The sequence below is a fragment of the Salmonella sp. GDC200615 genome, assembly GCF_050574145.1.
Taxonomy (GTDB): Bacteria; Pseudomonadota; Gammaproteobacteria; order Enterobacterales; family Enterobacteriaceae; genus Salmonella; species Salmonella enterica.
In genome coordinates, this window is record NZ_CP192247.1 from 558,953 (window position 1) to 580,082 (window position 21,130).

16 protein-coding genes and 1 pseudogene are annotated in these 21,130 nt (G+C 54.8%); 10 read left to right on the plus strand and 7 right to left on the minus strand.

The window, feature by feature from the left end; translation table 11 throughout:
- Window positions 1-65 precede the first annotated feature (65 nt).
- Complete coding sequence (locus tag ACQ29O_RS02575; protein ID WP_001746837.1) at window positions 66-1,712, plus strand: Na+/H+ antiporter; 1,647 nt, start codon at window positions 66-68, stop codon at window positions 1,710-1,712.
- A gap of 94 nt (window positions 1,713-1,806) precedes the next feature.
- Here the strand turns inward: ACQ29O_RS02575 and ACQ29O_RS02580 are convergent, their stop codons facing one another.
- Window positions 1,807-2,694, minus strand: coding sequence for a LysR family transcriptional regulator (locus ACQ29O_RS02580; RefSeq protein ID WP_000354962.1), 888 nt, complete (start codon window positions 2,692-2,694; stop codon window positions 1,807-1,809).
- 103 nt (window positions 2,695-2,797) lie between these two features.
- On the opposite strand from ACQ29O_RS02580, the gene ACQ29O_RS02585 reads away from it, so the two are divergent.
- Together ACQ29O_RS02585 and ACQ29O_RS02590 are read left to right on the plus strand one after the other, a co-directional pair.
- Complete coding sequence (locus ACQ29O_RS02585; RefSeq protein ID WP_000257347.1) at window positions 2,798-3,208, plus strand: CidA/LrgA family protein; 411 nt, start codon at window positions 2,798-2,800, stop codon at window positions 3,206-3,208.
- Window positions 3,201-3,890, plus strand: a complete 690-nt coding sequence (locus ACQ29O_RS02590) for an LrgB family protein (protein WP_001067096.1) — start codon at window positions 3,201-3,203, stop codon at window positions 3,888-3,890. The genes ACQ29O_RS02585 and ACQ29O_RS02590 overlap by 8 nt, the downstream gene beginning before the upstream one ends.
- A 38-nt stretch (window positions 3,891-3,928) precedes the next feature.
- Here ACQ29O_RS02590 and actP read toward each other — a convergent pair whose 3' ends face one another.
- From actP to acs, 3 genes are all read right to left on the minus strand, one after another.
- Complete coding sequence (actP, locus tag ACQ29O_RS02595; protein ID WP_000832523.1) at window positions 3,929-5,578, minus strand: cation/acetate symporter ActP; 1,650 nt, start codon at window positions 5,576-5,578, stop codon at window positions 3,929-3,931.
- Window positions 5,575-5,889 carry a DUF485 domain-containing protein gene (locus ACQ29O_RS02600; RefSeq protein ID WP_000999623.1) on the minus strand — a complete coding sequence of 105 codons (315 nt, stop codon included), beginning with the start codon at window positions 5,887-5,889 and terminating at the stop codon, window positions 5,575-5,577. The genes actP and ACQ29O_RS02600 overlap by 4 nt, the downstream gene beginning before the upstream one ends.
- A 245-nt stretch (window positions 5,890-6,134) precedes the next feature.
- A complete protein-coding gene (gene acs, locus ACQ29O_RS02605) occupies window positions 6,135-8,093 on the minus strand; it encodes an acetate--CoA ligase (protein ID WP_000083871.1) in 1,959 nt (652 codons plus the stop codon).
- Window positions 8,094-8,524: 431 nt separating this feature from the next.
- On the opposite strand from acs, the gene nrfA reads away from it, so the two are divergent.
- From nrfA to gltP, 7 genes and pseudogenes are all read left to right on the plus strand, one after another.
- Entirely contained in the window at window positions 8,525-9,961 is a 1,437-nt protein-coding gene (gene nrfA, locus ACQ29O_RS02610) for an ammonia-forming nitrite reductase cytochrome c552 subunit (RefSeq protein WP_000101769.1), read from the plus strand.
- A 111-nt stretch (window positions 9,962-10,072) separates the two neighbouring features.
- Window positions 10,073-10,639 (plus strand): cytochrome c nitrite reductase pentaheme subunit, encoded by a 567-nt coding sequence (nrfB, locus tag ACQ29O_RS02615; protein ID WP_000115065.1) that lies wholly within the window; start codon window positions 10,073-10,075, stop codon window positions 10,637-10,639.
- Window positions 10,636-11,307, plus strand: a complete 672-nt coding sequence (gene nrfC, locus ACQ29O_RS02620) for a cytochrome c nitrite reductase Fe-S protein (RefSeq protein ID WP_001278022.1) — start codon at window positions 10,636-10,638, stop codon at window positions 11,305-11,307. Before nrfB ends, nrfC begins: the two co-directional genes overlap by 4 nt.
- Complete coding sequence (gene nrfD / locus ACQ29O_RS02625) at window positions 11,304-12,260, plus strand: cytochrome c nitrite reductase subunit NrfD (RefSeq protein ID WP_000199678.1); 957 nt, start codon at window positions 11,304-11,306, stop codon at window positions 12,258-12,260. The genes nrfC and nrfD overlap by 4 nt, the downstream gene beginning before the upstream one ends.
- Window positions 12,253-14,482, plus strand: a pseudogene (nrfF, locus tag ACQ29O_RS02630) (heme lyase NrfEFG subunit NrfF); the annotation flags it as partial. The gene nrfD and the pseudogene nrfF, both read left to right, overlap by 8 nt.
- A gap of 6 nt (window positions 14,483-14,488) precedes the next feature.
- The gene (gene nrfG / locus ACQ29O_RS02635) at window positions 14,489-15,109 is read left to right on the plus strand and encodes a heme lyase NrfEFG subunit NrfG (protein WP_000083243.1); all 621 of its coding nucleotides are present in this window, start codon (window positions 14,489-14,491) and stop codon (window positions 15,107-15,109) included.
- A 344-nt stretch (window positions 15,110-15,453) separates the two neighbouring features.
- Window positions 15,454-16,764 (plus strand): glutamate/aspartate:proton symporter GltP, encoded by a 1,311-nt coding sequence (gene gltP, locus ACQ29O_RS02640; RefSeq protein ID WP_001746832.1) that lies wholly within the window; start codon window positions 15,454-15,456, stop codon window positions 16,762-16,764.
- A 64-nt stretch (window positions 16,765-16,828) separates the two neighbouring features.
- Here the strand turns inward: gltP and yjcO are convergent, their stop codons facing one another.
- The 3 genes from yjcO to lpxO form a co-directional block, all read right to left on the minus strand.
- Entirely contained in the window at window positions 16,829-17,518 is a 690-nt protein-coding gene (yjcO, locus tag ACQ29O_RS02645; protein WP_000771451.1) for a Sel1 family TPR-like repeat protein YjcO, read from the minus strand.
- Window positions 17,519-17,694: 176 nt separating this feature from the next.
- Window positions 17,695-19,833, minus strand: a complete 2,139-nt coding sequence (gene fdhF / locus ACQ29O_RS02650) for a formate dehydrogenase subunit alpha (RefSeq protein WP_253336240.1) — start codon at window positions 19,831-19,833, stop codon at window positions 17,695-17,697.
- 354 nt (window positions 19,834-20,187) lie between these two features.
- The gene (gene lpxO / locus ACQ29O_RS02655; protein ID WP_000457031.1) at window positions 20,188-21,096 is read right to left on the minus strand and encodes a lipid A hydroxylase LpxO; all 909 of its coding nucleotides are present in this window, start codon (window positions 21,094-21,096) and stop codon (window positions 20,188-20,190) included.
- Window positions 21,097-21,130 lie beyond the last annotated feature (34 nt).

Sequence of the window (21,130 nt, forward strand, 5' to 3'; positions counted from 1 at the left end):
GAAGAAGGTGAAACCGAGGCATGATGCCTCTCTCCATCATAAAAAACATCGCAAACAGGGAACGCATGGAAATTTTCTTCACAATACTCATCATGACCCTTGTGGTCTCGCTGTCGGGGGTATTTACGCGTGTATTACCCTTCCAGCTTCCTTTACCCCTTATGCAGATCGCCATTGGCGCGCTGTTGGCGTGGCCGACGTTTGGTTTGCATGTGGAATTCGACCCGGAACTCTTCCTGGTGCTGTTTATTCCGCCGCTGCTGTTTGCGGATGGCTGGAAGACGCCGACCCGTGAATTTCTTGAGCATGGACGAGAGATTTTCGGGCTGGCGCTGGCGCTGGTCCTGGTAACGGTCGTGGGAATCGGCTTCCTGATTTATTGGCTGGTGCCCGGCATTCCGCTGATCCCCGCCTTTGCGCTGGCCGCCGTGCTGTCACCGACCGATGCGGTAGCGCTCTCCGGAATTGTGGGCGAGGGGCGTATCCCGAAAAAAATCATGGGCATTCTGCAGGGAGAGGCGTTAATGAACGACGCCTCCGGTCTGGTATCGCTGAAATTCGCCGTCGCGGTGGCGATGGGGACGATGGTCTTTACCGTCGGCGGCGCGACGCTGGAATTTTTTAAGGTCGCTATCGGCGGTATTCTGGCGGGTTTTGTGGTCAGTTGGCTGTATGGCCGCTCGCTGCGTTTTTTGAGCCGCTGGGGCGGCGATGAACCCGCGACGCAAATCGTCCTGCTGTTTCTGCTGCCCTTCGCGTCTTACCTGATTGCCGAACATATTGGCGTCTCAGGCATCCTGGCCGCGGTTGCCGCCGGGATGACCATCACCCGTTCTGGCGTAATGCGCCGCGCGCCGCTGGCAATGCGTTTGCGCGCGAACAGTACCTGGGCGATGCTGGAATTTGTCTTTAACGGTATGGTCTTTCTGCTGTTGGGACTGCAACTGCCGGGGATTCTGGAATCTTCGCTGGCGGCGGCGGAAGCTGACCCGAATGTCGAAACCTGGATGCTCTTTACCGATATCGTGCTGATTTATGCGGCATTGATGCTGGTTCGCTTCGGCTGGCTGTGGACCATGAAAAAGTTCAGCCTGCGCTTTTTGAAGAAGAAACCGATGGAGTTCGCCAGCTGGACGTCGCGTGAAATTCTGATTGCTTCCTTCGCTGGCGTTCGTGGGGCGATCACCCTGGCTGGTGTGCTCTCTATACCGTTACTTTTGCCGGATGGCAGCGGATTTCCGGCGAGTTATGAACTGGTATTCCTGGCGGCTGGCGTCATTCTGTTCTCGTTGTTTGTCGGTGTGATCATGCTGCCGCTGCTGTTGCAACATCTGGAAGTCGCCGATCATGCGCAACAGTTGAAAGAGGAGCGTATCGCCCGTGCGGCGACGGCGGAAGTGGCGATTGTTGCCATTCAGAAAATGGAAGAGCGTTTGGCGGCGGATACCGAAGAAAACATCGATAATCAGTTGCTTACTGAAGTAAGCTCACGTGTCATTGGTAACTTGCGTCGCCGTGCCGATGGGCGAAACGATGTCGAAAGCTCCATACAGGAAGAAAACCTGGAGCGACGTTTCCGTCTGGCGGCGCTGCGTTCCGAACGCGCCGAGTTGTATCATCTGCGCGCCACGCGAGAAATCAGCAATGAAACATTGCAAAAGCTGCTGCACGACCTGGATTTGATGGAAGCGCTACTGATAGAAAATCAGTAGTCCTTGTGGCCCGGTGGCGCCATGCTTACCGGGCCTACAAGTAGGCCGGATAAGGTGCTTGCGCCGCCATCCGGCAAGGGTCTTAACCCATGGCTTACGGTTGTTTCAGCCAAAACCCTTCGCAACAGGTTAACCATGCCCGGGCGCTGTGCGACAGATACACGCCCTCGCGCCAAATCATGCCCAACTGCCAGCGGAGATCGCTTTCCAGCGGTAGCCAGCGCAGCGTGGCCTTATCCAGACGCTGACAAATCGGCTCCGGCAAAATGGCGATGCCGACGCCCGCTTGCACCATGGCGGCGAGAAAATCCCATTGCCCGCTGCGCACGGCAATCCGTGGTTTTACGTCATGCTGGCTAAATAAGGTCATCAACTGGCGGCTCAGGGCAAAGTCTTCGTTATAGATAAGAAGAGGATGCTCCGCCAGAGCTTCAGGCGCGATGGAGTCGCAGGTTGTCCACTGACCGGAACGGGGAACCAGCACGCACAGCGGATGACTGAACAGCGATAACGTCGTCAGCCCGCTCGCTTCTTCCACCGGGAGCGCGGTCATCGCAACATCCAGCTCGCCATTCATTACCGCCTGCTGTACCGTCAGGCCGCCAAACTCCGAAATTTTGAGTTCAACGCCAGGGTAGCGTTGTCGAAACAAACTGATTGGCCCGGCCATCAACATGCCGACCATCGGGGGAATACCCAGCCGCAGCACGCCCTTATTGAGATGGTTAATATCGCTCAACTCGGCCTCTAACTGGCGAAACTCAGCGAGGATCGCCAGACCGCGTTCAAACACCACGCGTCCGGTATCGGTCAGCAATAACTTACGTCCGTCGCGGATCAGTAGCGTACAGTTAAGCTCATCTTCAAGATTTTTCAGCATCTTGCTAATGGTGGGCTGGGTGACAAATAACTTCTCCGCTGCGCGGGTGAAACTTTGCTGGCGCACCACCTCGACAAAATAACGCAGCGTTCTGATATCCATGATTATTCCTTCCGACTATGCCTGCAATGATTTTAATTCATTTCTGCCCGTGACGGAGGTTCTCTATACTGGCGCTCCGTATTATTTTTCAGGACATTCCCTCATGGCTGTGGCGATAAGCCGCGTTACGCCTGCCGTTGTGCAACGACTCCAGGTACCGGTTCAGGTACTGCTCTATGCAGGTTTATTCATTTTTTCCCAATATCTTGTCTCCTGGCTGCACCTGCCGTTGCCCGCGAATCTGGTCGGCATGGTGCTTATGTTGGCGCTGATCGTTTGCCGGATTATTCCGCTTAGCTGGGTACGCGCAGGCGCACGCTGGCTGCTGGCGGAGATGCTGTTATTCTTTGTTCCCGCCGTCGTGGCGGTAGTGAACTATGCCCATCTGTTACTGGTGGACGGCTGGCGCATCTTCTCGGTGATAGCGATCAGTACCTTAATGGTACTCGGCGCGACGGCGTGGGTGGTGGATAAAGTGTATCGCTATGAGATGAGTAGGCTAAACCGTGAATAACGTTCAGTTAAGCGTACTGTGTCTGGTGATTACGCTGGGGATTTACTTCGCCAATAAGCGTCTGTATCGCCGTTTTCGCAAACTGCCGTTGATGCCATTAGTGTTGACGCCGGCACTGCTGGTGTTAATGCTGGTGTTCGGTCATATCTCCTGGCAAAACTATATTGGTGAATCGCACTGGCTATTGTGGCTGCTCGGCCCGGCGACTATTGCCTTTGCGGTGCCGGTGTACGATAACCTCGCGATTATCAAACGTCACTGGATGTCGCTCACCGCGGGCGTAGTGACGGCGACGGTGGTGGCAGTCACCAGTTCCGTTTGGCTGGCGCGTCTGTTCACGTTATCGGATGAGATTCAGCGTAGTCTGGCGGTACGTTCCGTTACTACGCCGTTTGCGCTGGCGGCGGCAGAACCCCTGGGCGGGCAGCCAGATCTGGTGGCGCTGTTCGTGGTCGTCACTGGCGTGTTTGGCATGGCGGTCGGCGACGCGCTATTTTTGCGTCTCTCTATCCGGGAAGGCATGGCAAAAGGGGCAGGATTCGGCGCGGCGTCACATGGGGCGGGCACGGCGCGTTCCTATGAACTTGGTCAGCAGGAGGGCGTCGTCGCCAGTCTGGTAATGATGCTGTCCGGCGTGGTGATGGTGCTGGCAGCCCCGCTGGTGGCGAGGGTGATGTTCTGATTTTCCTCCGACCCACGGGGCCGGAGGAAACGGTAAGATTAATGCGCACGCCCTTGTTCTACGCCGAATCCCGTTTGGGAGCGGATAAACTGAGCGCGGAACTGCTCACGTTCACGGTTGCCTTCTGCCGAGTTATCGGTGGCCGAGAAAAACCAGATCCCCAGGAACGCCACACTGATAGAGAACAGCGCCGGATACTCATACGGGAAGATCGCTTTTTCGTGGCCGAGGATCTGCACCCAAATGGTAGGGCCAAGAATCATCAGCACCACCGCTGTCAGTAAACCTAACCAGCCGCCCAGCATAGCGCCGCGCGTGGTCAGTTTTGACCAGTACATGGAAAGCAGAATGATGGGGAAGTTGCAGCTCGCGGCGATAGCAAACGCCAGGCCCACCATAAAGGCGATGTTCTGATTTTCAAACAGGACGCCGAGGATAATGGCGATCACGCCCAGCACCAGGACGGTGATTTTCGACACCTTCAGCTCTTCACGTTCGGTTGCGCCTTTGCGGAACACGTTGGCGTACAAGTCATGCGACACCGCCGATGCGCCCGCCAGCGTCAGACCGGCGACCACCGCCAGAATGGTGGCAAACGCCACTGCCGAAATAAAGCCGAGGAACAGGTTGCCGCCTACCGCGTTGGCCAGATGCACCGCCGCCATGTTATTGCCGCCAATCAGCGCGCCCGCCGCATCTTTATAGGCGGGATTCGCCCCCACCAGCATGATAGCGCCGAAGCCGATAATAAAGGTCAGAATGTAGAAATAGCCCATAAAACCGGTGGCATAGAACACGCTCTTGCGCGCCTCGCGGGCATCGCTGACCGTAAAGAAACGCATCAGAATATGCGGCAAGCCGGCGGTGCCGAACATCAGTCCCAGACCCAACGACAATGCCGAAATCGGATCTTGCACCAATCCTCCTGGGCTCATAATCGCCGTGCCTTTCGGGTGTACCGCCATGGCTTCGGTAAACAGATTATTGAAGCTAAAGCCGACGTGTTTCATCATCATAAAGGCCATAAAACTGGCGCCAAACAGCAACAGGACGGCTTTGATAATTTGCACCCACGTTGTCGCCAGCATCCCGCCGAACAGCACGTACATCATCATCAGCACGCCGACCAGCACCACGGCGATGTGATAGTTGAGGCCGAACAGCAGTTCAATCAGTTTACCGGCGCCGACCATTTGGGCGATGAGATAAAGCGCCACCACTACCAGGGAGCCACAGGCCGAAAGAATACGGATTGGCCCCTGTTTCAGGCGATAAGAGGCAACGTCAGCAAAAGTATAACGTCCCAGATTACGCAGGCGCTCGGCAATCAAAAACAGGATGATTGGCCAGCCGACAAGAAAGCCCAGCGAATAGATCAGCCCGTCATAACCGGAGGTAAACACCAGCGCGGAAATGCCGAGAAATGACGCGGCGGACATATAGTCGCCGGCAATCGCCAGCCCGTTCTGGAACCCGGTGATATTGCCGCCAGCCGTGTAGTAGTCGCTACGGGAACGTACGCGTTTAGAGGCCCAGTAGGTAATACCGAGCGTAAACACGACGAAAATCAAAAACATGATAATCGCCTGCCAGTTGGTGGGCTGGCGTTCAACCGCGCCGCTAATGGCATCAGCCGCATGAGCGGCGAAGGGGAGTGCGGCGGCAAGCGCCGTCAGAACTCTCTTCATAATGCTTTCACCTCATGCAGTACGGCGTTATTAAGACGATCGAATTCGCCGTTCGCCCGCCAGATATAAATTCCGGTCAACACAAAAGAAATCACAATCACCCCGACGCCAATGGGAATTCCTCGGGTGACGCTGGTTCCCGCATGTAGAGGCGTGCCCAGCCAGCCAGGCGCGAAGGCGATCAGTAAAATAAAGCTGATATAAACCGTCAGCATGATAACCGACAGAATCGTGGCAAACCGTTGCCGTTTTTCAACTAATTCCCTGAAACGCGCACTGTCTTCTATCCGCTGATAAATTTGGTCATTCATCACAGAGCTCTCCAGAGGTCCCCCTGCGTCTTTCGCGCTACAGGCGCGTTAGCCGCACTCGCGCGCCCCAGCCACATAGTGAACTTGAACTATGCTGCTGAGGGTGTGCTCGCTTGCCGCCTTCCTGTAACACGAAATCCTTTGGGGGAGGGTTTTTTATATTTCCCTCTCCCGGTTTGAGAGAGGGCAGGGGTAGGGTCGTAGGCCGGATAAAACGCGTTCGCGTTGCCATCCGGCATTTATGGTTATGACGGCATCGCGATGGCCTGCTTCTCTTCGAGCAGTTTCTCCACCACGCCAGGATCGGCGAGAGTCGAGGTATCGCCCAGATTGCTGGTATCGCCCGCCGCGATTTTGCGCAAAATGCGGCGCATAATTTTGCCGGAACGGGTTTTTGGCAGTGAGTCGGTCCAGTGCAGCACGTCCGGCGTCGCCAGTGGGCCAATCTCTTTACGTACCCAGTTGCGCACCTCCGCGTACAGTTCTGGCGACGGCTCCTCGCCGTGGTTGAGCGTCACATAAGCGTAAATCGCCTGGCCTTTGATAGCGTGTGGAATACCCACCACCGCCGCTTCGGCGATCTTCGGATGCGCCACCAGCGCTGACTCGATTTCCGCCGTACCCAGACGGTGGCCGGAGACGTTTAACACGTCATCCACGCGACCGGTGATCCAGTAATAGCCGTCCTCATCGCGACGCGCGCCGTCGCCGCTGAAATACATATTCTTAAAGGTAGAGAAATAGGTCTGCTCAAAACGTTCATGATCGCCGAACAGAGTGCGCGCCTGGCCCGGCCAGGAATCGGTGATGACCAGATTGCCTTCCGTCGCGCCTTCTTGCGGATGGCCTTCGTTATCCACCAGCGCAGGCTGTACGCCAAAGAAAGGACGGGTGGCGGAACCGGCTTTCAGTTCGATAGCGCCTGGTAGCGGCGTGATCATAAAACCGCCTGTTTCAGTCTGCCACCAGGTGTCGACGACCGGACATTTTTCCTTGCCGATCTTCTTCCAGTACCATTCCCACGCTTCGGGATTGATCGGCTCGCCGACGGAACCCAGAATGCGCAGTGAAGAACGGTCGGTGCCTTCAATGGCTTTATCGCCTTCCGCCATCAGCGCGCGGATAGCCGTCGGGGCGGTATAAAGAATGTTGACCTGGTGTTTGTCGACCACCTGGCACATGCGAGCGGGCGTTGGCCAATTCGGCACGCCTTCAAACATTAAGGTGGTCGCGCCGCAGGCCAGCGGGCCATACAACAGATAGCTGTGCCCCGTCACCCAACCCACATCGGCGGTACACCAGTAAATATCGCCAGGGTGATAATCAAAGACATACTTAAAGGTGGTCGCGGCGTAGACCAGATAGCCGCCGGTGGTGTGCAGCACGCCTTTCGGCTTTCCGGTGGAGCCGGAGGTATAAAGGATAAACAGCGGATCTTCGGCATTCATCGCTTCAGGCTGGTGCTCAGGGCTGGCTTTTTCAATCAAATCGCGCCACCACAGGTCGCGGCCTTCTTGCCAGTCAATGTCGCTGTCGGTGCGCTTCAGGACGATCACATGCTCAACGCTAGTGACATTCGGGTTTTTCAGCGCGTCATCGACATTCTTTTTCAGCGGGATACTGCGTCCGGCACGTACACCTTCGTCAGCGGTGATCACCAGCCGCGAGCTGGAGTCGATAATGCGTCCGGCGACGGCTTCCGGCGAGAAGCCCCCGAAGATCACCGAATGCACCGCACCGATGCGGGCGCAGGCCAACATTGCCACCGCCGCTTCCGGCACCATCGGCATATAAATCGCTACCACATCGCCTTTTTTAATGCCCAGATCCAGCAGCGTATTCGCGAAACGGCAGACATCGCGATGCAGTTCGCGATAAGAGATATGTTTACTCTGCGACGCGTCATCGCCTTCCCAGATAATGGCGGTGCGATCGCCATTTTCCTGCAAATGGCGGTCAAGACAGTTCGCCGCCAGATTCAGCGTGCCGTCCTCGTACCATTTAATCGACACATTGCCTGGCGCAAAGGAGGTGTTTTTCACTTTTTGGTACGGCGTGATCCAATCGAGAATTTTTCCCTGTTCGCCCCAAAACGTATCGGGGTCGTTAATAGACTGTTTATATTTAGTCTCATACTGCTCTGGATTTATCAGGCAACGATCCGCAATGTTGGCGGGAATGGCGTGTTTATGTGTTTGGCTCATGCTGTTGTTCTCCTTGTAGGATGTTAATAATATGTCGCATAAACGTTAAATGTAGGGTCTTAATAAGTTTTGTTTAGTATTTGGGCGACAGATCACGCAAAAAGGGAACTGTGCAAATAAGCAGCAATCTATTTTTTGATTGTGTCCCGCAAAATTAGATAAATTTTCGGAATAACATGACGTTATATGAAATTTTTTAAAAAAGTGATCCGTGTCCGGAAATCAGAAAAGAGAGGGAGTTTTGTCCAGGTTACTAACTCTAAAGTGGTATTTTACATACACTTACAATTGATTAAAGACAACATTTTAAGTGTGGTTATTTGTTACACATAGAGGAGATCAATGTAATAACAGTATTTGTGCGGTTGCTGTTATGGAAAACGATAAAAAATCGCCATTAAAGATAATGGCGCAATCTGGATGAGACCTCTATGGCAAGGAAAACACTACGCGCACGCCGTTTCTTCAGCCTTATATTTCCTTTTTTCTTCATTACCTCTGTTTACGCTGAGCAAACGCCTGAATCCGCAAAAACCGTTACTGTTGAAGCGAAAAATGAAATGTTCGCGCCTCAACACCCCGACCAATATCAGTCATGGAAAGCGACGTCAGAACAGTCTGCCCGTGAAGATGCGCTGGCGGAAGACCCTCGTCTGGTGATCCTGTGGGCGGGCTATCCCTTCTCCCGTGATTACAACAAACCACGCGGCCACGCGTATGCGGTAACTGACGTGCGCGAAACACTGCGTACCGGCGCGCCAAAAACGGCGGAAGACGGCCCGCTGCCGATGGCCTGCTGGAGTTGTAAAAGCCCCGATGTCGCGCGCCTTATCCAACAAGAAGGCGAAGACGGCTACTTCCATGGCAAATGGGCGCGCGGCGGCCCGGAAATTGTCAACGATTTGGGCTGTGCCGACTGTCATAACACCGCGTCGGACGATTTCGCCCAGGGGAAGCCAGCGTTAACGTTGTCGCGCCCCTATGCCGAACGGGCGATGGAGGCTATCGGCAAACCGTTTGATAAAGCGGGACGATTTGATCAGCAATCGATGGTCTGCGGTCAGTGCCACGTGGAGTACTACTTTGACGGTAAAAACAAAGCCGTTAAGTTCCCGTGGGATGAAGGCATGAAGGTCGAAAATATGGAGCAATACTACGACGCCATCGCCTTCTCTGACTGGACTAACTCGCTGTCGAAAACCCCAATGCTCAAAGCGCAGCACCCGGAATATGAAACCTGGAGCGCGGGCATTCACGGTAAGAACAACGTGACCTGTATCGACTGCCACATGCCGAAAGTACAGAACGCCGAAGGCAAGCTCTGCACCGACCATAAAATCGGCAACCCGTTCGACAATTTCGCGCAAACCTGCGCCAACTGCCACACCCAGGACAAAGCGTCCCTGCAAAAAGTGGTCGCCGAGCGTAAACAGGCGATTCATGACCTGAAAATCAAGGTTGAAGATCAGCTGGTACATGCGCACTTCGAAGCGAAAGCCGCATGGGATGCGGGGGCGACAGACGCGGAAATGAAACCGATTCTGAACGATATTCGCCACGCGCAGTGGCGTTGGGATCTGGCGATTGCGTCACACGGTATTCATATGCATGCCCCGGAAGAAGGTCTACGGATGTTAGGCAGTGCGATGGATAAAGCCGCGGATGCCCGTACTAAACTGGCGCGACTGCTGGCGACCAAAGGCATTACCCATGAAATTCCGCTGCCGGATATTTCGACGAAAGAGAAGGCGCAGAAAGCGATTGGTTTGAATATGCAACAAATCAACGCGGAGAAGCAGGACTTCCTGAAAACGGTCGTACCGCAGTGGGAAGATCAGGCGCGTAAAAACGGTCTGTTAAGCCAATAACCTCACATGCGACAAATTTGCCGGATGACAGCGCAAGCGCTTTATCCGGCCTACAGAAGTCTTGTAGGCCTTAAAGCTGCGCGCCATCAGGCATTATGTAATGGAGTGAATATGAGCGTATTACGTTCGTTATTAACTGCTGGGGTGCTGGCGTCAGGCCTGTTCTGGAGCCTGAGTGGAATTACTGCCACGCCAACGCCGCAGGAGTCGGATCAACGCTGGACGGTCACCCAGCAGCGTAATCCGGATGCTGCCTGTCTGGACTGTCACAAGCCGGACACCGAAGGTATGCACGGTAAACATACGGGCGCTATCAACCCGAACAATAAATTGCCGATAACCTGTACCAACTGCCACGGTCAACCGTCGCTTCACCACCGTGAAGGGGTGAAAGATGTGATGCGTTTTAACGACCCGATGTATACGGTAGAGCAGCAGAACAGCGTCTGTATGTCCTGCCACTTGCCTGAACAACTGCAAAAAGCGTTCTGGCCGCACGATGTTCATGTTACTAAAGTGACCTGCGCCAGTTGCCATTCCCTGCATCCGCAGCAAGACACGATGCAGACGCTAAGCGAGAAAGGGCGGATCAAAATATGCGTGGATTGCCACAGCGATCAGCGTACTAACCCGCACTTTAATCCGGCGTCCGTTCCGTTGCTTAAGGAGCAGCCATGAGTTGCACCCGACGTCAATTTATTACCCGCGTCGGCGCGCTGGCGGCTGTCAGTGGGATGGCAGGACGCGTTGTAGCGAACACGTTGAATATTAATGGCGTGCGTTATGGCATGGTACACGATGAGTCATTATGCATCGGCTGCACGGCCTGCATGGATGCCTGTCGGGAAGTCAACAACGTGCCGGAAGGCGTATCGCGCCTGACGATTATTCGCAGCGAGCCGCAGGGGACGTTTCCTGATGTGAAATATCGCTTCTTCCGCCACTCGTGCCAGCATTGCGACCATGCCCCCTGCGTTGACGTCTGCCCGACGGGGGCATCATTCCGCGATGCCGCCAGTGGTATTGTCGACGTGAACCCGGACCTTTGCGTCGGCTGTCAGTACTGCATTGCCGCGTGTCCCTACCGCGTGCGCTTTATCCATCCGGTCAGTAAGACGGCGGATAAGTGCGATTTCTGCCGGAAAATCAACCTGAAAGCGGGCAAACAGCCCGCCTGCGTTGAGTCATGTCCAACGAAGGCGCTGACGTTTGGTAATCTGGACGATCCCAACAGCGATATCTCCCGTTTGTTGCGGCAAAAAACCACCTATCGTTACAAGCTGGCGCTGGGCACAAAACCGAAGGTCTACCGCGTTCCCTTTAACTATGGGGAGGTGAGCCAATGACATCCGCTTCTCCATTTCATTTTGCATCACTGGTGTGGGACTGGCCCATCGCCATCTATCTGTTTCTGATTGGCATCTCCGCCGGACTGGTCACGTTGGCGATTCTGCTGCGTCGCTTCCATCCGGAGGCGGGCGGTTCGGACAGCACGCTGCTGCGCACTACGCTGGTGTTAGGGCCGGGGGCGATTATCTTCGGTCTGCTGATTCTGGTCTTCCACCTGACGCGCCCGTGGACCTTCTGGAAGCTGATGTTCCACTACAGCTTTACCTCGGTGATGTCGATGGGGGTGATGCTGTTCCAGTTGTACATGGTAGTGCTGGTGCTGTGGCTGGCGAAAATCTTTGAAAAAGAGGTGATTGCCCTGCAACAGCGTTGGCTGCCGCGGTTAGGGATCGTGCAAAAAGTGTTGGCGCTAATAACGCCGTTTCATCGCGCGCTGGAGACGTTAATGCTGGTACTGGCGGTTCTGCTCGGAGCGTACACCGGCTTTCTGCTGTCGGCGCTGAAATCCTATCCGTTCCTGAATAACCCGATCCTGCCGGCGCTGTTTCTGTTCTCCGGCATCTCCTCCGGCGCGGCGGTGGCGCTGATCGCTATGGCGTTACGCCATCGTAGCAACCCGCACAGCACCGAGGCGCGCTTTGTACATCGCATTGAAACCCCAGTGGTATGGCTGGAGATCTTCCTGCTGGCGGCCTTTTTTATCGGGCTGGCGCTGGGCGATGACGGCAAAATGCGCGCGCTGGCGGCGGCGCTGGGCGGCGGATTCTGGAGCTGGTGGTTCTGGCTTGGCGTCGTAGGGCTGGGATTGATTATCCCGCTGCTGCTGAAGCCCTGGGCAAACCGTAGCGTCACGTTTCACGGCGTGCTGGCCGTTTGCGGCGCCAGTTTGACCGGCGTGCTGCTGCTGCGCTTTTTCATTCTTTATGCGGGACAGCTAACGGTTGCATAATCTGGACATCTTCCTTCCTGAAGCCGGATTTCTGGCGCTGTTGTTGAGTCTCGGGGTCAACGTGCTGACCCCGCTGGCGACGTGGTGCGGGATGGGGCTGCACTGGCGCGGCGTCATGCGCCTGACGACCTGCGGCGCGTGGACGGCGTTCACGCTGCTGCTACTGGCGTTTGCGATTCTGGTTAGCTGTTTTCTGACCAGCGATTTTTCGGTCGTTTATGTTGCGCAGCATAGCCATAGTCAGTTGTCATGGGGACTGAAACTGGCGGCGGTATGGGGCGGTCATGAAGGCTCGCTCCTGCTGTGGGCGCTGCTTCTTTCGGGGTGGACGGCGCTATTCGCCTGGCGCTCCCGGCATGAATCTGACGCGCTTTTTCCGCTGACCCTGAGCATCTTGTCCCTCATTATGGCTTCGCTGCTGCTATTTATTGTGCTGTGGTCCGATCCGTTCCTGCGTATTTTCCCTCCCGCCATGGAAGGGCGCGACCTTAATCCCATGCTGCAACATCTGGGGCTGATCTTACATCCGCCGCTGCTCTATCTGGGTTATGGCGGCCTGATGACCGCGGCGAGCGTAGCGCTGGCTTCGCTACTGTGCGGCGGCTTTAACGCCGCAACCGCCTGGGTTTGCTGGCGCTGGGCGTTACCCGGCTGGTGCGCTCTGACGCTGGGGATCATTCTCGGATCGTGGTGGGCGTATTGCGAACTGGGCTGGGGCGGCTGGTGGTTCTGGGACCCGGTGGAAAATGCCTCGTTGTTGCCGTGGCTTGCCGCCAGCGCGTTGCTGCACAGTCTGTATGTCAGCCGCCAGCGCGGGAGCTTCCGTCACTGGTCGTTGCTGCTGGCGATACTGACGCTGATCCTCTCGTTGCTGGGAACGCTGATTGTGCGTTCCGGCATTCTTGTTTCGGTACATGCCTTTGCGCTGGATAACGTGCGCGCGGTGCCGCTGTTTACCCTTTTTGCCGCGTTAAGTCTGGCATCGCTTGTGTTGTACGGCTGGCGGGCGCGGGAGCCGTATCCGGCGACGCGTTTGGGCGGCGGAAAGTGCGAAACGCTCATTCTGGCGACGCTGCTGCTCTTTAGCGCCGTCTTGTTGATCGTGCTGGTCGGGACGCTCTACCCCATGATTTATGGTTTGATGGGCTGGGGAAGGCTTTCGGTGGGCGCGCCCTATTTTAATCGCGTCACGCTGCCGTTTGGCCTGCTGATGCTGGTAGTTATCGTGCTGGCGACAATCAGAAGCCGCAAAGTCTCTGTGCGTTGTCAGCTTCCGGCATTGCTGGCGCATACGGGCGTATTTATCTTCGCCGCCGGGATCATGGTTTCCAGCGGCAGTCGGCATGAAATCAGCCTTAACCTCAGCCCCGGTCAGCAGGTGGTACTGGCGGGCTATACCTTTCGTTTCGAGCGTCTGGATCTGGAGGCCAAAGGCAACTACACCAGTGAAAAAGCGCGGATCACGTTGTGGCGGAATGAAAAACGCATTGGCAGCCTGCAGCCTGAAAGGCGCTTCTATGCCGCGCGTCGTCAACAGATGATGGAGCCGGGGATTCACTGGGACCTGCTACATGACTGGTACGCGGTGATGGGCGAAAAAAACGGACCGGATCGTTACGCCATGCGCTTATACGTGCAGACCGGCGTGCGCTGGATCTGGGGTGGGGGATTGTTGATGGTGTGTGGAGCGCTGCTGAGCGGATGGCGGGGGAGGAAGCGTGATGCGTAAATTACTCACAGCGTTGCCGGATGGCGGCGTAAACGCCTTATCCGGCCTACAGGATGCGCAAACCGTAGGCCGGATAAGCGTAGCGCCATCCGGCAGAAAGTTTTTACTCTTAACGATCGTCCTGTTTTTAATCACCTTCGCCACCCACGCCCAGGTGGTGGATACCTGGCGCTTTGACAATCCACAACAGCAGGAAAAAGCGCTATCTATTGCCAGTCAACTGCGCTGTCCGCAGTGTCAGAACCAGAATTTGCTGGAATCCAATGCGCCCGTGGCGGTCAGTATGCGCCATCAGGTTTACAGCATGGTGGCCGAAGGTAAAAGCGAAGCGGAAATCACCGCCTGGATGACCGACCGTTATGGTGATTTCGTACGCTACAACCCGCCGTTGAATGAGCAAACGCTGCTGTTGTGGGCGCTGCCGTACCTGCTGTTATTGCTGGTGGGCGTGGTGGCCTGGCGGGTGAGAAAGCGTCAGCACGCAGGAGAGGGGGGAGCAATGAGCCAGTCTGAACACTCCACTGTGCCGTTACGTCCCATGCCCGTAAAGCGTCTGGCGGCTGCGGCGGTGTTGATGGTGGCTGCCTGTGTCGGCGGCTATCTGTTGACGCCGAAATGGCAGGCTGTGCGTAGCGAGCAACAGCGTCTGGCCGATCCGCTACGTGACTTTACGAACCCGCAAACGCCAGAGGCGCAGCTTTCCAGGCTGCAAGAAAAAATCCGCGCCAATCCGCAGGATAGCGAGCAATGGGCGCGGCTGGGCGAGTATTATCTCTATCGCAATGCGTATGACAATGCGCTGCTGGCATATCGTCAGGCGTTGCGTCTGCGAGGCGATAACGCGCAGCTTTTCGCCGCGCTGGCAACGGTGCTGTATTACCAGGCCGGGCAACATATGACGCCTGCGACGCGTGAAATGATTAATAAAGCGTTAGCGCTGGATGCGACAGAAGTGACCGCGCAGATGCTGTTGGCGGCGGATGCGTTTATGCAGGCGGATTATGCGCAAGCCGTGTCGCTGTGGCAAACCTTACTGGATGCCAACTCGCCGCGAGTGAACCGCGCGCAGCTGGTAGAGGCAATTAATTTGGCTAAATTGTTACAAAATCGGCAGAAATAATTTTTTCTTTTTTGTGACTTTTGTCATGTGTGCTGTTTAAAAAAACGGCGAATGAGACACAAGTAAAAATTAATTACCTCAGTGTATTATTCGTTTTTGACGAAGTAAAAAACTTTCCATAACAAATAGTTATTCATCATTAACGCCATAAACTCGCGTTATTATGCATAAAAACAGCCAAAAGCCCTGTTATGAAAGGGTTGCGCAAGACGCTATGCAAATGATACTGATTATGCGCGTTAAAAAACTCTACAAACCAACGCAACACAAATCATACCCTTTCAGTATGTATTGCTCTCATGCTTTCGGCGGAGAGCAACGCTTCATCGAGGAAGTCTGTTGTTATGAAAAATTTGAAAGTCAGCCTGGCCTGGCAAATTTTGCTGGCTATGGTGCTGGGCATTCTGTTGGGCAGCTATCTGCATTATCACAGTGACAGTCGTGAATGGCTGATTGCCAACCTGCTGTCGCCTGCTGGCGATATCTTTATCCATCTGATTAAAATGATCGTCGTGCCGATCGTGATCTCGACTCTGATTGTCGGCATCGCCGGCGTTGGCGATGCGAAACAGCTAGGCCGTATCGGCGCCAAAACCATTCTCTATTTTGAACTGATCACCACGGTGGCGATTATCCTCGGCATTACGCTGGCGAATGTCTTTCAGCCAGGCTCAGGCATTGATATGTCGCAACTGGCGACCGTCGATATTTCGAAATACCAGAACACCACGGCGGAAGTACAAAGTCATGTGCATGGGCTGATGGGGACGATACTGTCGCTGGTGCCGACCAATATCATCGCATCGATGGCCAAAGGGGATATGCTGCCAATTATCTTTTTCTCGGTCCTGTTTGGGCTGGGGTTGTCGTCCCTGCCGGCAACGCACCGCGAACCGCTGGTGACGGTATTTCGTTCCATCTCTGAAACCATGTTTAAAGTCACCCATATGGTGATGCGCTATGCGCCAGTGGGCGTTTTTGCGCTGATCGCCGTCACGGTAGCGAATTTTGGTTTCGCGTCGCTGTGGCCGCTGGCGAAACTGGTGCTGCTGGTACACTTTGCCATTATCTTCTTTGCGCTGGTGGTGCTGGGTATCGTGGCGCGCCTGTGCGGGTTAAGTATCTGGATTCTGATTCGCATTCTGAAAGATGAATTGATTCTGGCGTACTCGACCGCCAGCTCCGAGAGCGTGCTGCCGCGCATTATCGAGAAGATGGAAGCTTACGGCGCACCAGCCTCTATCACCAGTTTCGTGGTACCGACCGGTTACTCATTTAACCTCGACGGCTCCACGTTATACCAGAGCATCGCCGCCATTTTTATCGCGCAGCTATACGGTATCGACCTGTCGCTGTGGCAGGAAATTGTACTGGTGCTGACGCTGATGGTGACGTCGAAAGGGATTGCCGGCGTGCCTGGCGTTTCCTTCGTGGTGTTACTGGCGACGCTGGGCAGCGTGGGCATTCCGCTGGAAGGGCTGGCGTTTATCGCCGGTGTCGACCGTATCCTCGACATGGCGCGTACTGCGCTAAATGTGGTGGGGAATGCGCTGGCGGTGCTGGTGATCGCCAAGTGGGAACACAAGTTTGACCGCAAAAAAGCGCTGGCCTACGAGCGCGACGTGCTGGGCAAATTTGATAAGACCGCCCAATAACGGATTGCCGGATGGCGCTTTGCTTATCCGGCCTACAACGACTACGTTCATCCGGCAATAAACATCAGCCATTTGTTAGCGTTTCGAACTCTTCGCAACCGGTATCAAACCCTTCCAGACAGCTTAGATTCAACCAGTGCAACGCCTTCTGCTTGTTCTTTTCAATAAAGCCCGGTTCTCCGTTTAAAAACATCATTCCCGCCCAGTATTCTGAATAGCCGGTACGGGAAATGGCGGAACTGCGTTTGAAATACCAGGCGGCTTTTTCATCATCGGCGGCAATGCCCACGCCGTTGGCGTAAATCAGGCCAAGCAACATTTGCGCATCCACCGCGGAGTCGTTATCCAGATCTTCAGAGGCCTTTTGCAGCAGCGAGATGGCTTTTGGGTAGTCCGGACGCCCGGCCTGGGTGTTGATCAGGATCCGCGCCAGCGTAATTTCGCCCGCTTTACTGCCCGCGTTAGCCGCCTTTTCAGCCAGCTTTTTCGCGTCGGGATAATCCAGGCTTACCGGATTAGTGATTTTGATTTGCGCCAGTAGCGCGCAGGCGTCGGCGTCGCCACTGTCGGCGGCTTTTTGCGCCCAGTATTCAGCTTTGTTCAAATCGCCATAGCTCAACCAACTGTCGGCCAGAAAATATTGTGCGCGTCTGTCACCTGCCTCTGCTGCCTGCAAATACTGGCTACCCGGCTCAGGATCTGCGGCATGGGCAAAGAATGTCATAAACAACATCAATGCAAGAAGTAGTTTCATTTTGAATTTTATTTAGGGTACGGAAAAGACAGTATAAAGAGATCGTATGGATAAAAAAACAGCCTCCGGGCGGAGGCTGTTATAGGGAAAATGCCTGATGGCGATGCTAATGCATCTAATCAGGCCTACAGTAGACGCAGGCCGAATAAAGCATTCTGATGCCGCCATCCGGCAGATCAACCCATTGCGCTTTCGCGCAGGCGGGTTTTCAGCTTGTTGTACTCATCAATCACATACTGCTCGGCGGCTCGCTGATCGGCGATCGGCTCAACGCGTACGGCGCAGTATTTGTACTCCGGCGTTTTGGTAATCGGGCTGAGGTTTTCAGTCACCAGCTCGTTACAGGCGCCAATCCACCACTGGTAGGTCATGTAAATCGCCCCTTTGTTTGGGCGATCGCTGACCTGCGTGCGGGTGATGATTTTGCCTTTGCGCGAATGAACCCACACCAGCGCTTCATCTTCAATGCCCAGACGCGCGGCGTCGGCGGTATTGATTTGCGCATAGCCCGGTTCATCGGCCAGCGCGGCCAGCGCCGCACAGTTACCGGTCATTGAGCGGCAGGAGTAGTGGCCGACTTCGCGCACCGTCGACAGTACCATCGGGTACTCTTCGGTGAGTTTATCGATAGGCGCTACCCAGTCGCAGGTGAAGAACTGCGCCAGACCGTTGGGGGTATCGAACTTCTCTTTAAAGAGGTACGAGGTTCCCTGATCGGCATCCGACGTGTCGCGGCATGGCCAGCCCAGTTCGCCCATCTTCTCGTAAGTGGCGCCGTAGAAATCCGGGCACAGATGACGCAACTCATCCCAGATTTCCTGGGTATTGTTGTAGTGCATCGGATAGCCCATCCGGGTGGCGATTTCACTGATAATCTGCCAGTCGGTTTTCAGGTCCCACTTCGGTTCAACGGCTTTAAAGAAGCGCTGGAAGCCACGGTCAGCCGCAGAGAAGACGCCTTCATGCTCGCCCCAGGAGGTGGAGGGTAAAATCACATCCGCCGCCGACGCGGTTTTGGTCATGAAGATATCCTGCACGATGACCAGTTCCAGATCCTCAAACGCTTTACGTACTGCAGAGAGTTCCGCATCGGTTTGCAGCGGATCTTCACCCATAATGTACGCCGCGCGCACTTCGCCATGCGCCGCACGGTGCGGCAGCTCGCTGATGCGATAGCCGGTATGCGCAGGCAGACTTTCTACGCCCCAGGCTTTAGCGAACTTCTCGCGGTTTTCCGGGAACTTAACGTACTGGTAGCCCGGATAAGTATCCGGGAGCGCGCCCATATCGCACGCGCCCTGAACGTTGTTCTGGCCGCGAACCGGGTTAACGCCCGCGCTTGGCTTGCCGAGGTTGCCGGTCAGCATCGCGAGGCTGGTCAGTGAACGCACGGTTTCCACACCCTGATAGAACTGCGTGACGCCCATACCCCACAAGATCGCTGCGCTTTTCGCGCTGGCATACATCCGCGCCGCCTGACGAATTTCCTGTGCGCTCACGCCAGTGATCTCTTCGACGGACTCCGGCGTATAGCCTTCGACAATCTTACTGTACTCTTCAAAACCTCCGGTACGGCTGGCGACAAACGCTTTGTCGTACAGGTTTTCTTCAATAATGACATGCCCCATGGCGTTGAGCAGCGCGATATTCGAGCCGTTTTTCAACGCGATATGCATGTCAGCGATGCGCGCGGTTTCAATTTTGCGCGGATCGCAGACGATAATTTTCGCCCCGTTGCGTTTAGCGTTAATTACATGATTCGCCACGATAGGGTGGGAATCCGCCGGGTTATACCCGAAGACGAACACTAAATCAGTGTTATCAATTTCGTTAATCGCATTACTCATTGCGCCGTTACCGACCGATTGGTGCAGACCTGCAACCGATGGGCCGTGTCAGACGCGAGCGCAGCAGTCAACGTTATTGGTACCAATAACGGCGCGTGCGAATTTTTGCATTACATAGTTGGTTTCATTTCCGGTACCGCGAGAGGAGCCGGTTGTCTGGATTGCATCCGGACCGTACTTCGCTTTGATGGCGCTCAAACGTTCAGCGACGTAATTGAGCGCTTCATCCCAGGAAACAGATTCCAGTTTGCCGCCACGCTGGCGACGGATCATTGGGGTTTTCAGGCGCGGGGTCAGGATCTGGGTATCATTAATAAAATCCCAGCCGTAGTAGCCCTTCAGACACAGGGTACCCTGGTTGGTTTTCCCCTGCGCCGCCTCAGCCCGGACGATTTTGCCGTTATCGACCACCAGATTGATTTTGCAACCTGATGCGCAATACGGGCAAACCGTGACGACTTTTTTCATCGGTTTCGCTCCAGTTAATCAAATCGCGCATACGCGCTGTCGCCCTCAGTATGCATGTTTTATGCCACTTTTTTAGTATGGGCTTTCCCTGATATTACGGGCGAATTTTGCTCAAAACCCTGACGAAAAACAGGCTATCGTCAGTTTTGACGTGTCGAAAGAAAATACCGCATGACATTTATTATGGGGAGAAACGCGGAGCGCAGGCCAGATAAGGCGGAGCCGCTATCCGGCAATCTGCTCTGCCTGAAGTGGAAATTATCCGGATGGATAGACTCAAGGCCAGGGAACGCTTTGAGACTAACGCCAGGATAGAACAGGCCGCGGCAGGCAGTTCCATACCGCGGCCCGGCTTCAGAGGAGGCTGAAAAGGATTATCGCGGCAAAAATAGCAGCAATAACGAGATATTTCAGGGCGTAATAGAGAGTGCGGTTTTTCTTTTTCAGACGTTGCCCGGCATCGCGTGCTGCGTGAACGTATTTAAAGATGCGATTAATCGCACCGGTGCGATCGTTCTCGTCGTTTGGCGAACTGGCGGCGGACATCAACGATGCGCCGACCCAGTGGTTTACGCTCTGCGCCCAGCGCCATTTCATTGGGCGCTCAATATCGCAAAAGAGGATAATACGCGTCTGTTCAGTTTTATTTTCCGCCCAATGAACGTAGGTTTCGTCGAAGATGACGGCTTTGCCGTCGCGCCAGCTATGGCGCTGTCGATCAACTTCAATAAAACAGCGGTCGTCATTCGGTGTGCTTAATCCAAGATGGTAACGTACTGAACCGGCATAGGGGTCGCGATGTTTTCCCAGATAGGCCCCGGGAGGCAACTCGGCGAACATCGCCGCTTTAATAGAGGGGATGCTGTTGACCAGCTTTGTCGTTATCGGGCATAACGTTTCCGCCGACGGGTGGGCATCGGAATACCATTTAAGGTAAAACCGTTTCCAGCCGCGCTTGAAAAAGGTGTTGAATCCGGCGTCGTTATTGGCCTGCGCGGCTTTTATGTGATGCTGAAGCCGTAGCGCCTCTTCACGAATCACCTGCCAGTTTTCCGTCAGCTTCTGCAGCTCTGGAAATGCCGTGGTATCAAAGTACGGCTGCTTTGCCGGTAACGTTGAGAAGCGAGTCATGAACATATTGATCGGCGCCATAAACGTCGAGTGGTCAAAGAGTTGACGGGAAAGTTTTTGTTTTTCCACACCGCGTGAATGCGCATAAATGACGCTGATAATAAAAATACCGATAATGATTGCTGCGAACATAACGTCACTGTCCTTCTAAGAAAACCTCATCCCG

What these genes read in the sequence shown, in the direction of transcription:
- acs (WP_000083871.1), bottom strand. Translation starts at nt 8,093, where the DNA reads ATGAGCCAAACACATAAACACGCCATTCCCGCCAACATTGCGGATCGT.
- nrfC (WP_001278022.1), top strand. Translation starts at nt 10,636, where the DNA reads ATGAGTTGCACCCGACGTCAATTTATTACCCGCGTCGGCGCGCTGGCG.
- ACQ29O_RS02580 (WP_000354962.1), bottom strand. Translation starts at nt 2,694, where the DNA reads ATGGATATCAGAACGCTGCGTTATTTTGTCGAGGTGGTGCGCCAGCAA.
- ACQ29O_RS02575 (WP_001746837.1), top strand. Translation starts at nt 66, where the DNA reads ATGGAAATTTTCTTCACAATACTCATCATGACCCTTGTGGTCTCGCTG.
- yjcO (WP_000771451.1), bottom strand. Translation starts at nt 17,518, where the DNA reads ATGAAACTACTTCTTGCATTGATGTTGTTTATGACATTCTTTGCCCAT.
- lpxO (WP_000457031.1), bottom strand. Translation starts at nt 21,096, where the DNA reads ATGTTCGCAGCAATCATTATCGGTATTTTTATTATCAGCGTCATTTAT.
- nrfG (WP_000083243.1), top strand. Translation starts at nt 14,489, where the DNA reads ATGAGCCAGTCTGAACACTCCACTGTGCCGTTACGTCCCATGCCCGTA.
- ACQ29O_RS02585 (WP_000257347.1), top strand. Translation starts at nt 2,798, where the DNA reads ATGGCTGTGGCGATAAGCCGCGTTACGCCTGCCGTTGTGCAACGACTC.
- nrfB (WP_000115065.1), top strand. Translation starts at nt 10,073, where the DNA reads ATGAGCGTATTACGTTCGTTATTAACTGCTGGGGTGCTGGCGTCAGGC.
- nrfD (WP_000199678.1), top strand. Translation starts at nt 11,304, where the DNA reads ATGACATCCGCTTCTCCATTTCATTTTGCATCACTGGTGTGGGACTGG.
- nrfA (WP_000101769.1), top strand. Translation starts at nt 8,525, where the DNA reads ATGGCAAGGAAAACACTACGCGCACGCCGTTTCTTCAGCCTTATATTT.
- ACQ29O_RS02600 (WP_000999623.1), bottom strand. Translation starts at nt 5,889, where the DNA reads ATGAATGACCAAATTTATCAGCGGATAGAAGACAGTGCGCGTTTCAGG.
- gltP (WP_001746832.1), top strand. Translation starts at nt 15,454, where the DNA reads ATGAAAAATTTGAAAGTCAGCCTGGCCTGGCAAATTTTGCTGGCTATG.
- actP (WP_000832523.1), bottom strand. Translation starts at nt 5,578, where the DNA reads ATGAAGAGAGTTCTGACGGCGCTTGCCGCCGCACTCCCCTTCGCCGCT.